We start from the raw sequence: 13,693 nt of genomic DNA on the forward strand, positions 1-13,693 counted from the left end.
CAGGTAAGAAAACGCATTAAGATAAAAAGGGAGCCGGAAAAGCCGGCTCCCTGTCTTATCCGGTCGCTTTATCAGCCGGAAAACTCTTCGCCACCCATTTCACGGGCCAGATCGTCAAGCTTTGCTGCCGTATCATCAAATTCTCCGTCAGCATAACGGTAGCGGATCAACACATGCTGTGAAGTCCTGCCCCGTTTAACGATGAGATCTTTTGCAACAAAATGCTTCGCTGTATTTAAGAAACGGTAAGCGTCCGGTTCCGTATCAAACACAAATTCCAGTTGCACCTGCACTACACGACCTCTTTCAGTAACACGGCATTTTCCTGCACCTGACCGATGACATTCAGTAACCGCCGGAACTCAGCATCACCGGGTTTTCCGTGACCAAGCCATGCACAAAGGGCCTCACTGAAACTGATATCATCGCCCTTTTCCAGCTTCGCTGTCATCAGCGCAAGCTGCACGCTACGACGCTCCGCCTGCAAAGACGGTGCTGCATCAATATTTATTTTAAGCTCAAGCACATGGGTGTACCAGTCGCGGGATTTATCTGCAGCAGACTGACCTGTCAGTGCATTACGCCATGCTTTCGGTAGTGAAGCCCAGGCATCACTATCCACCGGTAAAGCATCATTCGCCAGCCAGCTTTTCAGCACATCATGCAATGATAACATGGCTGTTTTACGATCATCCAGCGCCTGCTCCTGAACCTGCTGCTGCGCGTTTTTGCGAAGCCGGTCAATACGCTGCTGCACCACCGCCTGTTTCTTTGCGTCAAGGGTCTGCATCGCTTCGACCACAGGTACCAGTGCCGCATCCATTTCTTCCGGATGTTGTTTCACTGATTTGCCAACTACTTTAACCTGTTCAAGCAGCGTATTCAGCTGTGCATTTTCTTCCTCTGCAACGGCATTCCGCAGCTCTTTCACCCGGGCGAACAGCTCATCATTGATGCTCTTAAAGGTTTGCCACATACGACTTTCATGACGCTTGCCGGCATGACCGGTATTTTTCCATTCCACTTGCAGTGCTTTAGCCTGTTCAGACACAGAAGCACTGTCTTCCTGAGACGCCAGAGATCGGGCTTGTTCAATAATGGCCTGCTTGCGCACACGGTTGTCATTAAACCACTGATTGACGCTGTCACTGAGTGGCGCCAGCGCAGTATCCCAACGTTTCTTAAGCGCCTCATACACGGGTTTATCTACAGCACCGGCATCGCGCCAGCGCTGACGCAATTTATCCAGCTGTTTAGCCAGTGACGCGGGGTCATCACAAGCCGGTGTGAGTGATGATAACTCACTGATCAACCCTTCCCGTTTTTGCTGCGCAGCGAGTCGCTGCTGTTCCTGTTCAGCATAATGGGCACGACATGGCGCAAAAGCCTGTTCCAGCGCTTCGTCAAAGGCGATATCTGCTTCATCCTTATCCTGAGAGGTTGCCAGTGACTGCCATTGTTTACGCAGTTGTTTGATAGCTGCCGCTCTGGCAGCAATATCAGCAGGAGCTGTTGCAACGAGCTGTCGTGCTTCTTCCAGCATGGCCGGTTTGCGCGGCGCAGCCAGATATGTTTGCCAGCCCTCAAGGCGGGCTATCTCTTCAGTGAGCTGCCCGTATTTGCGCTCAACGGAGAGCCGGTTGCTCTCATCGAGTGCATCATATAAAGTCTGAAGTTCAGTGAACCGCGTCATGGCAGCTCTGAAACGTCCGGTTTCAATAAGATTACTGACTACAGATGATAATCTCCGGACCTGCTTCAGCGTATTGTTCTGAGCCACACGACGCTGAGTCTGTTCACGCTTCTTCGCTTTCGACAGTACACTCCAGCGTTGCTTTAACGCATCCGCTACAGGGAACAATAAGTCTTTGTGTTCTGCCCAGCGGCCTGCCAGCGCACGCCACACTTCATCGTCAATGTTTTCTGCGCCACCGGCATCAGCAGCGGCACGTTCAGCATCACTGAGCACCGCATTGAGCCGTATGGCGATCTGCTGTTGTGCTGAGAATGCATCCAGTTTACCGGCAAGGTCATTAATTGTATCTGCCAGTGCCTGTCGTTCCCCGGCAGGCTTTAACTGTGCGAAGCTGTCAGCTTTGCCTTCCAGTTCCCTTACCGCATCATTGACAGATTCGACATCAGAGAGTGTTGCTTCTGACAAACGCTCATTAAACAGCCAGGCAACCTTTTCTTCCGCTGCAGACAATGCAGCCTTGAATAACAACCACTCCTGCTGCAATGCCCTTTCTGCTTGTTGCGCATCCCAGTCGACCTTCAGACGATCACGGTGTTGCTTCGCGCGTGCAAGTAAACGGGTTTGCTTTTCAGTGATCGTTGCAACAACATTTTCAGCGAGAACGGGTAAATCCGCTGACAGCGCATCTAACTCTTCAGCACAGGCCTGCAAACGTGCATCCACATCTTCATAATCAAAACGGTCAGTGACTGCCTGCAGCTTTGACAACACCAGCGTATAAGCCTGCTCAGTTCTGGCCGGCTTCTCTGCCGCTTCCTGTAAGGCGATCAGCTTATCTTGAATAAACGTTTGTACCTGCGTATCGCCCGCCTTTTTTATTAAACGGCCCAGCAATACTGCATCATCGCATTGTTCTGCGATACGCATTTGCAGCGACACAGATGCAAATGCTCCAAAGAATTCCCGTGTGTAGTCACTGCGGCCGATTTTTTCCAGCAACGCAAAAATCTGAGCGTCCGTCAGGGTTTCCCGGCGGGGAGATTCCACTAACTTGCGTGCCAGTTCAGCAGGGGCCTGCTTCAGCACATACTCATACTGGTCGTCAGCAGAAATATCAGCACTGTCAGCATCAATAATGGCGGATTCAACCCGTGCAACCGCACGGCGCCGGATTTTGTCATCACGGGCTGTCTGTGACATTTTCATCCACAGAGGAAAGGAATCCAGTTTTTCCAGTGCGGCCAGACTCACATCGCTGTTGCTGTCGTTGAAAGCCAGTTCATGCAACGCCGAGCGTTCTGCTGGTTTACTTACCGATAATCCGGCAATGGCCTGAAGTCGTTTTTGCGGGTCTGAACTGGTGTGCGCCGGGGAAAAAAGTCGACTAAATATCATCCTGTTTGAACCGCGCTATGGTGTTTTCATCCTGTTCCGCCTGCAACGCATCACGGAATTCTCTTTTACTTTTTTGCACGATCTCTCCCTGCGCATTTATTGTCATGTGCTCGGAGGATTTTTCGATTTTTGACTGGTACAACAATACCGCCTGCATGCAACTGTCCCGCTGCTCTTCAGACAGTACAGTGCCATCAGGCCATTTGCCGGTTTCAACTGCCTGACGCAGACGTGCGTACACATCGGGCGTCATAGCGGCAAGTAATGCATCTATATTCATGAGGAAAAACGTTTAATAATGACTAATCTGACACGGTTCACAACATACCACATAAAGCCGGCCACAGCGGCTAAAATCGCCAGGTTATGCTGAATATCACCGGGCTTTGTGCCGCCCCAGTACATAAAGCCGAATCCGGCAACAAACAACAGCACTGCCAGCAGTGACTGATTTTGTATACTTTGTTTTTTCTTGTAGCGCTGCAAACTCTGCTTTCTCAACACATCTTCAGCTGAAGCATCACCCACTCTGAACTGGCAATGGGGGCACTCTTCAGACTTATCGGATATTTTTTTATTACATGACGGACAATCTGTTAATGCCATTATTGCTCCCGGACTGTTTTACTGGTACTTAAATAAGTTTCATTGCGGAACCCTGCGTGTGGCCCGCTTATACAAAAAAGGACACCAATGTGTCCTTTTCAATTCGACGGCTGACATAAGTGTCAGCCGGAATACGCTGACGGTTTACTTATCGTCCCGGACTTTGGCCCAGTACTCGTTCACCGTCTGCTTCATTTCCTTGCTCAGCATCATAATACCAAACAGGTTAGGCAGTGTCATAACAACTATTGCGACCGCCGATAAAGCCCACACCAGCGTGGTATCTGAAAACGAAGCCCAGATAAAACCAGCCACGTAAATCACCCGGTAAGGCATAACAGAACGGGGACCTAACAAATAGGTCATTGCCCTGTCACCGTAATACGACCAGGCAATAGCGGTGGAGAAAGCGAATAACATCAGACCAATAGATACAATGTACTGCCCGAAGTCACCGAAATACCCACGGGTGAAAGCAATGGTAGTCAGTGCGGCAGAATGCACCAGCGACTTGCCCTGCACTTCCAGGTTGTCTTTAACCGGTTTACCATTCTTAATTTGCAGCGTGCCGGTGTAAGCGTCGTCGTCACCCAGTGAATAGGTTACGTCTTCCGCAATAGAACGGGAGTTAATCAGGGTGAAGCCCTCACTGACTGCCGTACCGTTAACCACTGAAACCGGGCCGGTATAAGCCTCAACGCCACTGCCGTCGACACCGTTTAAGTATTTGTAAAGTGCTTCACGATCCTGCGGCTGTTCATCAGAATAGACGCCCTGTACGAAATACATATCTGCGCGGTCAAACACGTTTTCATGCTTTTCTTTCCATACACCTGAAGACAGGATAACCAGACCGGTTACTGTACAAATCAAAATGGTGTCGATGAAAGGTTCAAGCAGAGATACCATGCCCTCAGATGCCGGTTCACTGGTTTTCGCAGCGGCGTGAGCAATTGGTGCTGAACCCTGACCAGCTTCGTTAGAGAACAGTCCCCGGTTTACACCACGGTTAAATGCATAAGCCAGTGATGCACCAAGGAATCCGCCTGCAGCAGCGGAACCGGTAAATGCATCTCCGATAACAGCAGCGAATGACGGCCCGATATTTTCCAGGTTAGCAAAAATTACCGCCAGCGCACCAATCAGATACACCATCGCCATAATGGGAACAATTCTGGCTGTAAATGCTGCAATACGTTGAATACCGCCTAAGATAACCAGTGCCAGCAGGATACCCAGCACGCTACCGACGATAACCGGATCAATACCAAAAGTGGCTTCAATACTCTGTGCAATACCATTACTTTGTGGCAGGTTTCCGGTACCGAATGAACTGATTACCGTCGCAATAGCAAAAGCTACGGCTAACCATTTCATGTTCAAACGACGGTCCATGTAATACATGGGACCACCGGCCATGGTGCCGTCTTCCGTTTTCACACGGTACTTGTGGGAAAGTGTCACTTCTACAAATTTAGTGGTCATACCCAGAAAGGCTGTTGCCCACATCCAGAATAACGCCGCAGGACCGCCAAGAAAGATTGCGAAAGCAACACCACTGATATTACCTGTACCCACTGTGCCGGAAAGTGCAGTGGTTAACGCGCGGAAGTGAGTGGTATCCCCTTCCTCGCCTTCTTTATCATACTTGCCGGTGACGACCAGCCAGGCATGCTTAAAGAAGCGGATTTGCGGAAATTTAAGGTACACGGTAAAGAACAAACCGACACCCAGCAGAACGAAGGGGAACCAAGGTGCTCCCCCGAGCATGCCATCTATTGACACAAGAAAATTATACAAGCCTTCCAAGACGAGTTCCCCTCAATACTTTGTTGTTATTTTGCGTGTTTTTATTATCGTAGTTTTGACACTACCGCACGCACGGCAATCAAAAGGTCTTCTCCCAGCTGGCGGCAGCGTTGCACTGACCATCCATACACAGGATCAGGTAAATTATTATTATCTTTGAACGGCATTTCCAGCGTGTAGGCAAGGCAATCAAATTTCTGACCAACAGCATTGGATGCCACGGTCAGGTTTGCTTCACCCGGCTTGTCTTTTGGATAGCCATATTCGTCCTGAAATTCCGGCGTAGCAGACAGTAATGCTGCTTTAAACGTGTCCTCCAGATCTTTCAGGCGTGCAGAATAACAAGGGATCCCCTCGCTGCCTGCGACAAAATTGTACGGTAATGCTTCGTCACCGTGAATATCAAGATACATGTCTACACCGGTGTCTGTCATGGCATTTAACACATGCAAGACTTCCGGGCTTTTCTCTGCGCTGGGCTCTGCCCACTCACGGTTCAGGTTAGTACCCGTCGCGTTCGTACGCAAATGGCCCCGTGCAGCGCCATCCGGATTCATGTTCGGCACAATATAGAAAACAGCGTCGTCCAGTAATTGTCTGGACAGACCGTCCTGTTCATCCAGCAGGCGGTAAAGCAGTCCTTCTGCACACCATTCGGCCATGGTTTCGCCGGGGTGTTGTCTGGCTGTGATCCAGATTTTCTTTTTAGCCGGCTCTTCGTCACCGATAACTAACAGGTTAATGTCACGACCATCCAGCGTTTCGCCTAACAAGCGGTGTTCACAGCGCAGAGACATTTGTGCATCGTGAACCAGATCCAGATGCCGTTCATAGCTGTAAGGGATGAAATAGGCAAAATAGACGGCTGGCTGTTCCGGTGTGAAGCTGAATGATAGATTATCACCGTCAAATTCGCTGTCTACGCGAAACCAGTTCTGGCGGTCATAAGAAGCCAGTACATTGTAATCTTTCCAGCCATCGGGATACGCAGATTTAGCCAAATCAGTGAGCGTGATGTGATGGGTTTCGAATACTTCCCCGAATAAACGGAAATGGAACCACTGATAAAAATCCGACTGATTGTCTTTGTTGATGCCAAGAACGATTTTTTGCGGAGAGGCGGCTTCGATGACACGGATATTTCCGCTGTCAAACTGTGCTGAGATATGCATGGATCTGTCGTGTCCTTCTATTTTTGCCGCTAATTTAGCATAGTCGGGAATGTAAATACCATGTTTAACACATCCGTCCGGTGGTTATGCCCGGGAAATGAACAGCATGAAGGTTTACATTTCTGCAGACAAAAAAAACCGGTAACGCCGAAGCGATACCGGTAATAACGCCTGCGCTAACAATTATGCAGGTAACGTTGGGAAAGTGATCCCGGCCATGTCGCGCACTACACGCATCACCTGGCAGCTGTATCCGAATTCATTGTCATACCACACATACAGCGTCAGACGGTTATCAGCGACGATTGTTGCCTGTGAATCCACCACACTCGCAGCACGTGAACCCACCAGGTCAGTTGAAACGATTTCTTTACTGGCCGTATAGTCAATCTGATGCTGCAGCGATGAGAACAGAGCCGTATCCCGCAGGAACTCATTCACCGCCAGCTTCTCGGTGGAAGTTTTCAGGTTAAGGTTCAGAATAGCCATAGACACGTTTGGTGTAGGCACACGAATCGCGTTACCAGTCAGCTTTCCGGCCAGTTTAGGATAGGCTTTTGCTACTGCTTTCGCAGCGCCGGTTTCAGTGATAACCATATTAAGCGGTGCACTGCGGCCACGACGGTCAGCTTTGTGGTAGTTATCAATGAGGTTCTGGTCGTTGGTAAAACTGTGTACGGTTTCCACGTGACCGGAATCAATACCATACTCTTCATCCAGCGCTTTCAGCACAGGCGTGATTGCATTCGTTGTACAACTGGCGGCTGACAGGATTGTGTCTTCTGCCAGAATGTCTTCATGATTAACGCCGTGAACGATGTTTTTAATGTCACCTTTACCCGGAGCAGTCAGTAATGCCTTCGCAGCACCTTTGGCTTTAAGATGCAGACCCAAACCGTCGCGGTCGCGCCACATGCCGGTATTGTCAACGACGATAGCATTATCGATACCGTATTTGGTGTAGTCCACTTCATCCGGGCTGTTTGCATAGATGATTTGAATAAAAGAACCATTAGCTTTAATGGCCTGGCGCTCGTGATCAATTGTGATACTGCCATTGAACGGACCATGTACCGAATCACGACGAAGTAAGCTTGCGCGCTTTTCCAGGTCGCCGTCTTTGCCGCCGCGCACAACAATTGCACGCAAGCGCAACTTGTTCGCTTTACCCTGTCTTTCTATCAGCAGACGGGCAAGTAAGCGGCCGATACGGCCAAAGCCGTAAAGTACCACATCCTGAGGCGTCTGCTCATCGTCTTTACCGGCTACATCAGCCAGCTTTTCCTGCAAATAAGCATTCAAATCGGTCTGATCGACGGCACTACCATAATGGAAATCAAAAGCCAGTTTACCAATATCAATTTGTGCCGGTGCGAGGGGCATTGCTGTTAACGCTTCAAGTACAGGAAAGCTCTCCCGTAAACGCAGTTTAATGCCTTCATGTAAACGCACTTTGCGGTGTGCTTTAACGATATCGATGACACTGGCACCCAGTAACGAACGGCCATACACAGACACTTCTACTGAATGATTTCTGTAGAGCTTACCGATGAGCGGCATCATCATTTCCGCGTATTCCTGACGTTCCTGCCAGCTACTTTGCAATTCCTGTTCAAACTGTTGATTCATGCCTTTGCCTTAACCATTTGAAATTAACCGGACAGTCCACGCAGAAAGCTTCATAATTGTAGGGTACACTAAGGTGTAAAAGTCGTTGTCTGCGTGGAACGGACTTATTCTAAGAAAACCATCAAGGAAGACCAAACTGTTGAAAATTTTCAGTATTTCATCATTTAAGCTACAAACACCCCGATCCTTTAGTAATTTTCCAACACAACTGGCGAAGTGCCTGCCGTTACTGATTGGGACAGTGGTATTGCCCGGTTGCGGTGATATGTTTGCGCCTAAAGTCGCCACAATTTGTCAGGATAATCCGCAAATGTGTAACGATCTCAACAGCGATGAATGGTGCCGCGGGGAAAAAGCAGAAATTATCAAGCAACGCTACCGCCACCCTGACGACGGTGAAGGTGAAGACATTTATCGCCTGATGCTGATGTTTGAAGACTACCAGCGTTGTATTGTTAACGCCTCCGGCCTGACCCACAAAAAATACCGGGACAAAGAAGCAGACCGGATGAAAGGTGTGCTGACAGCACGCAAAGAACTCGATCGTCTCAACCGTAAAACCCGCAATAGCAGTGAGCCCCTTCTCGCCTGGTATCACTGGTCCCGTTCCGGTGATGAAGACGCATTGAAACGGTTTATGTCTGCTGCCAGTGCCGGTCACCTTAACACGCCGGAACAACTGATCGCCCTGGCGTCAATACAGGCGCAAGATGACATGAACCGCACCCGTGACACCCTGTACCGTGCGTTGAGTCTCTACAAAGATGATGAAAATGTCGATGTCTCAGTATTTCATACGCTGACAACCATCAGCATGGAACAGAAGAAATACAAACTTGCCTGGATCTGGTCAAAAGTCGCCAGTCACTACTCCGACTCAATCAATACGCATCAACTGGAAGCAATGGCAACAAAGTTTCAGTTACCGGCGTCACTGATGAATAACGTAGCAGATGAAATAACCGGCGCACTGGAAGACGGTGAATTCGATGCAAAGGCGCTGGGGCTTACCAAACTGTAACCGTCAGACTTCAGCATTGACCGGGGTCGCTTTTTTCAACGGATCCTGTAAGTCACTTTCACAGGAAATTTCAGTATTTCCACCCGTTATGACGAAGTCACAAACAAAAACACCGCTTTACAACAAAGCGGTGTTTATTTTTTAACCAGAAGTGAACATGTCAGCCGCGGACGACTTCATCCTCAGCAGTTTTCAAATTCAGTGATAACGAATTTACACAATACCGCTGGCCGGTCTCTGTGGGTCCGTCAGGGAAAACATGGCCCAGATGGGCGTCACAGGATTTACAGATAATTTCCGTTCTGCGCATGCCGTGACTATTGTCTTCACGGTACAACACATTACCGTCATCTGTTTGCTGATCAAATGAAGGCCAGCCACAACCGGAATCAAACTTAGCATCCGAACTGAAAAGCGGCGCACCACAACACTTGCATATATAGGTTCCCGGACGCTTCTCGTCCAGTAATACACCCGTGTAAGGACGCTCTGTACCAGCCTGACGGGTGACACGATATTCGTCAGGTGACAGCGTTGCTTTCCAGTCTTTATCGACAGCCATGTTTGCTCCTGTGTTCGTTTACACGATTACTTTTTGATAGCAATCTGAGGACGCGCCGGATCACTCCAGTCAAGGTGAAACTTCTTACCCGACGGTTTATCTACACGCTGATACGTGTGTGCGCCAAAGTAGTCACGCTGGCCCTGAAGCAGGTTGGCCGGCAGTACTGCGGTGCGGTAAGAATCGTAATAACTTAACGCTGACATCATTGCCGGACAGGGAATACCTGCCAGAGCAGCCTGTGCCAGTGATTCCCGCCAGTCAGACTGATATTGGGTGATTTGATCAGCAAAGAAAGGATCAAGCAGCAGGTTCGCCAGATCTTCGTTGTTTTCGTAGGCTTTGGAAATAGATTGCAGGAAAACCGCACGGATAATACAGCCGGCACGCCAGATTTTCGCAATACCACCGAAGTCCAGTTCCCAACCGTGCTCTTTAGAAGCAACAGCCATCAACTGGAAACCCTGCGCGTATGCACAAATCTTTGAGCAATAAAGCGCATATTCCAGCTTGTCGATAGCCGCAAACTTCTCTTCGTCAGAAAGGACTTTGACTTCCGGTCCCTGCAGAACTTTGCTGGCTGCGACACGCTCGTCTTTGAGGCTGGACAGACTGCGGGCAAATACCGCAGAAGTAATCGTCTGGGCAGGACTTCCCACTTGCAGCGCGCTGACGGCGGTCCAGAGACCCGTGCCTTTCTGACCAGCCTTATCAAGAATGACATCTACCAGTGGTACACCGGTTTCAGGATCCAGCTGCTCCAGCACTTCTGCACTGATTTCCATCAGGTAACTGTTCAGCTTGCCTTTATTCCAGCGACGGAAAACCTCTGCAATCTCAGCAGCAGACATGTGTAAAGCGGTACGCATGACCTGATAGGTTTCGCAGATAAGTTGCATGTCGGCATACTCAATACCGTTATGCACCATTTTAACGTAGTGACCGGCACCCACAGGACCAATGTACGTGGCACAGGCTTCCCCTTCCAGCACCGGCTTACCCGGGGTGAAAGATTCAATCGGCAGACCTGTCTCAGCATCGACTTTTGCTGCAATAGCTTTCAGTACCGGCTCAAGGCGTGTCCACGCATACGGGTTGCCTGAAGGCATCAGAGAAGGGCCGAAACGTGCGCCCACTTCACCGCCGGAAACCGCAGTAGAGAAGAAGATAAACTTACTTTTGTACTTTTCTTCCCGTTCGACAGAATCCGTCCACAAGCTGTTTCCGGTATCCACAACAATGTCATCCGCCTGGATGCCGGCGTCAATCAGGTGAGAACAAACATGGTCTACAGGTTCGCCGGCAGGCACCGACAGAATAACCATGTGAGGTGACTTCAATTTGCTGAGTAATTCGGTGTATGAGCTGCAGCCTTCTACACGGGCAGCCGCGTCGCCACGCTCTTCAGCATCTTTAGCAATAATTGCATCGACTTTGGTTTGATCAAGGTCGAAACAGGCTACGCGATAACCATGATCGACCAGGTTAAGCGTCAGGTTGGCGCCCATTACGCCTAAACCAATAAAACCGATATCACACTTAGTTTCAGTGTGCTTTCCATCTTCTTTTTGCATTGGGTGTCACCTCAAGTTACAGATGGCTGCGGATCATACCACCCGATAATAGTGCGAACACTAACTTATGACTGATTTTCTGCGAATTATGCTCAAATCATGACTGATTGCTTACTTGCCGTGCAGCAGTAAACCCTTTACGGCACTATCTGGCTTTGTTTAAACACGGCTACGCTTCTGCCCGCCTGCAAAAACACTCTCTGAATACAAATATCCGGTTGTTCCGGTAAAGAACCGTACCGGGTATCGACCATCAGTTGCCAGGCACACTGAGGCGAGATCCCTGGCAGATTAAAACGCTTGTCCTGCAGGCTGGCATTAAAACACAGGAACCAGTGTTCAGGGTCGTTTTCATCTTTGGTTGTACCGCGGATTTCAACGCCAAAGGACTGACTGTCCGGTGACTGCCAGTCTTCTGATTCTTTATCCTGTCCGTCAGGTTTATACCAGCGGATCACCGCTACATTCGTATCAAGCTGAAATAAATCGTCTTCGAGCAGTAAATGACTCAGCAACTCGCTGCTTCGACGCAGTTGAATCACGTGCTGACAGAAATGCAGAAAATCAGACTCCCGTTTATTCAGCTCCCAGTCATACCAGTTAAGGGCATTGTCCTGACAATAGGCGTTGTTGTTTCCGTTCTGGGTTTTACTCAGCTCATCACCGCCCAGCACATGAGGGATCCCCTGTGACAGCATCATCGACAAAAACATATTTCGTTTCTGACGCTCACGAAGCTGGAGAATTTTCTCGTCCTGAGTGGGTCCTTCCACACCATAATTGGCTGATAAATTGTGACCATGCCCGTCGCGGTTATTTTCACCATTCGCCTCATTGTGGCGTTCGGTGTAGCTCACCAAATCGTGAAGGGTAAAGCCGTCATGGTAGGTCACATTGTTTACCGATGTATAAACAGGCCGGAATCCCTTATGGAAAATATCCCGTGACCCCATCAGCCGTGTTGCAAACTCCGCGGTAATAGCGTGATCACCCCGCCAGAATGCTCTTAAGGTGTCACGGTAACGGTCGTTCACTTCCAGCCACGGATACGCAAAAGCGCCTAACTGATAACCGCCTGGGCCAATGTCCCAGGGTTCCGCCACCAGTACAGCCTGTTTCAACACCGGGTCCTGTGATATTGATTTAAGCAAACCGGAGTGAGGCGAAAACTGTTGCGGATCTCTGCCAAGACATACGGCGAGATCGAAACGGAATCCGTCTACACCGATAACCTCAACCCAGTAACGCATGGCATCCATAATCATCGTCGTCATGACCGGACTGGCAGTATTTACTGTATTTCCGCATCCTGAGTGATTGCTGTAAACAATCTCACCGGTTTTGGTCTGTTCGTACAAATAAGCCTGGTGGGGGAAGAAGCCTTTGAAAGACAATACCGGTCCGCCATCTCCGCCCTCAGCGGTATGGTTGTAAACCACATCAATGATGACTTCCAGGCCGGCTCCGTGATAGGCATCCACCATGGCTTTCAGTTCACGGACAGCATCCGCTTTTCCGTACCGGGGCTCTGGTGCAAAGTAGTTTACCGGATTGTAACCCCAGTAGTTGGTCATGCCCTTTTCAGTAATGTAAGGTTCCGGCATGAACGCTGACAAAGGCATAAACTGCACAGTGGTCACACCGAGATCAACCAGATGTTTTATGACATCCGGATGGGCCGCCCCTGTATATTTACCTTTATCTTCGTCGGGTACAGCCGGGTGCAGCATAGTCAGCCCTTTCACATGGGCTTCGTAAATAATCCGCTGATGTGGCTGAAAGGCAGGCTTCGGCGGCCGGTCATGATTATCATGACGCACCACGACACATTTCGGCACCATAAACTGTGAGTCATGTTCATAGTGTCTGGCATTCCAGTGCAGTGGCCGGCTGAGTTTATGGGCATAAGGGTCGATTAACAGCTTGTCTGTCGGCACATGATGAAGGGATTCTTCACCACGCTCCACCCTGTATGCATAATGCTGATTCTCGCCGGCACCTTCTACTTCACAATGCCAGACTGAACCGGTTTTGGCCGGCATCACAATCTCTGCAACCGGTTCCTCTGTATCACTTTGGAAAAGGCACAGCACGACGGCTCTGGCGTCCGGCGATTCAACAGCAAAATTGCAGCCGTCGCCGGTGACAGTCGCCCCCGGCGGATACGGCACGCCAGCCTTAACGTTATAGTTTACAAGTGAGTCTTGCTTCACCTTTGCCGGTTCTCCT

At 49.6% G+C, this 13,693-nt stretch carries 11 protein-coding genes; 1 reads left to right on the forward strand and 10 read right to left on the reverse strand.

Translation table 11 applies throughout. The annotated features are described in order from the left end of the window. Positions 1-71: 71 nt before the first annotated feature. The 7 genes from ACXAG2_RS13715 to ACXAG2_RS13745 all read right to left on the reverse strand — a co-directional run bounded on the left by ACXAG2_RS13715 (position 72) and on the right by ACXAG2_RS13745 (position 8,307). Positions 72-293, reverse strand: a complete 222-nt coding sequence (locus ACXAG2_RS13715) for a hypothetical protein (RefSeq protein ID WP_474851992.1) — start codon at positions 291-293, stop codon at positions 72-74. Next, complete coding sequence (locus ACXAG2_RS13720) at positions 293-3,091, reverse strand: DUF349 domain-containing protein (RefSeq protein WP_474867834.1); 2,799 nt, start codon at positions 3,089-3,091, stop codon at positions 293-295. Before ACXAG2_RS13720 ends, ACXAG2_RS13715 begins: the two co-directional genes overlap by 1 nt. Next, positions 3,081-3,371: a YeaC family protein gene (locus ACXAG2_RS13725; RefSeq protein ID WP_119501105.1), complete on the reverse strand. Its 291-nt coding sequence runs from the start codon at positions 3,369-3,371 to the stop codon at positions 3,081-3,083. Before ACXAG2_RS13725 ends, ACXAG2_RS13720 begins: the two co-directional genes overlap by 11 nt. Further along, entirely contained in the window at positions 3,368-3,697 is a 330-nt protein-coding gene (locus ACXAG2_RS13730; RefSeq protein ID WP_119501104.1) for a hypothetical protein, read from the reverse strand. Before ACXAG2_RS13730 ends, ACXAG2_RS13725 begins: the two co-directional genes overlap by 4 nt. Before the next feature lie 144 nt (positions 3,698-3,841). After that, entirely contained in the window at positions 3,842-5,506 is a 1,665-nt protein-coding gene (locus ACXAG2_RS13735; RefSeq protein ID WP_474851988.1) for an alanine/glycine:cation symporter family protein, read from the reverse strand. 44 nt (positions 5,507-5,550) lie between these two features. Then, positions 5,551-6,678, reverse strand: coding sequence for a M14 family metallopeptidase (locus tag ACXAG2_RS13740; protein WP_474867837.1), 1,128 nt, complete (start codon positions 6,676-6,678; stop codon positions 5,551-5,553). A gap of 183 nt (positions 6,679-6,861) precedes the next feature. Beyond that, complete coding sequence (locus ACXAG2_RS13745) at positions 6,862-8,307, reverse strand: glyceraldehyde-3-phosphate dehydrogenase (protein WP_474845752.1); 1,446 nt, start codon at positions 8,305-8,307, stop codon at positions 6,862-6,864. A gap of 241 nt (positions 8,308-8,548) precedes the next feature. On the opposite strand from ACXAG2_RS13745, the gene ACXAG2_RS13750 reads away from it, so the two are divergent. Beyond that, complete coding sequence (locus tag ACXAG2_RS13750; protein ID WP_474845971.1) at positions 8,549-9,328, forward strand: DUF2989 domain-containing protein; 780 nt, start codon at positions 8,549-8,551, stop codon at positions 9,326-9,328. 160 nt (positions 9,329-9,488) lie between these two features. Here ACXAG2_RS13750 and msrB read toward each other — a convergent pair whose 3' ends face one another. The 3 genes from msrB to glgX all read right to left on the reverse strand — a co-directional run bounded on the left by msrB (position 9,489) and on the right by glgX (position 13,677). Continuing rightward, positions 9,489-9,890, reverse strand: a complete 402-nt coding sequence (gene msrB, locus ACXAG2_RS13755) for a peptide-methionine (R)-S-oxide reductase MsrB (protein WP_474851983.1) — start codon at positions 9,888-9,890, stop codon at positions 9,489-9,491. A 26-nt stretch (positions 9,891-9,916) separates the two neighbouring features. Next, a complete protein-coding gene (gndA, locus tag ACXAG2_RS13760; protein ID WP_474845750.1) occupies positions 9,917-11,464 on the reverse strand; it encodes an NADP-dependent phosphogluconate dehydrogenase in 1,548 nt (515 codons plus the stop codon). A 137-nt stretch (positions 11,465-11,601) separates the two neighbouring features. Continuing rightward, positions 11,602-13,677 (reverse strand): glycogen debranching protein GlgX, encoded by a 2,076-nt coding sequence (gene glgX, locus ACXAG2_RS13765; protein ID WP_474867838.1) that lies wholly within the window; start codon positions 13,675-13,677, stop codon positions 11,602-11,604. Positions 13,678-13,693: the final 16 nt, after the last annotated feature.

Source organism: Alteromonas sp. ABH4_456 (assembly GCF_056160645.1).

What these genes read in the sequence shown, in the direction of transcription:
- ACXAG2_RS13730 (WP_119501104.1), bottom strand. Translation starts at nt 3,697, where the DNA reads ATGGCATTAACAGATTGTCCGTCATGTAATAAAAAAATATCCGATAAG.
- msrB (WP_474851983.1), bottom strand. Translation starts at nt 9,890, where the DNA reads ATGGCTGTCGATAAAGACTGGAAAGCAACGCTGTCACCTGACGAATAT.
- ACXAG2_RS13725 (WP_119501105.1), bottom strand. Translation starts at nt 3,371, where the DNA reads ATGAATATAGATGCATTACTTGCCGCTATGACGCCCGATGTGTACGCA.
- ACXAG2_RS13720 (WP_474867834.1), bottom strand. Translation starts at nt 3,091, where the DNA reads ATGATATTTAGTCGACTTTTTTCCCCGGCGCACACCAGTTCAGACCCG.
- ACXAG2_RS13745 (WP_474845752.1), bottom strand. Translation starts at nt 8,307, where the DNA reads ATGAATCAACAGTTTGAACAGGAATTGCAAAGTAGCTGGCAGGAACGT.
- gndA (WP_474845750.1), bottom strand. Translation starts at nt 11,464, where the DNA reads ATGCAAAAAGAAGATGGAAAGCACACTGAAACTAAGTGTGATATCGGT.
- ACXAG2_RS13740 (WP_474867837.1), bottom strand. Translation starts at nt 6,678, where the DNA reads ATGCATATCTCAGCACAGTTTGACAGCGGAAATATCCGTGTCATCGAA.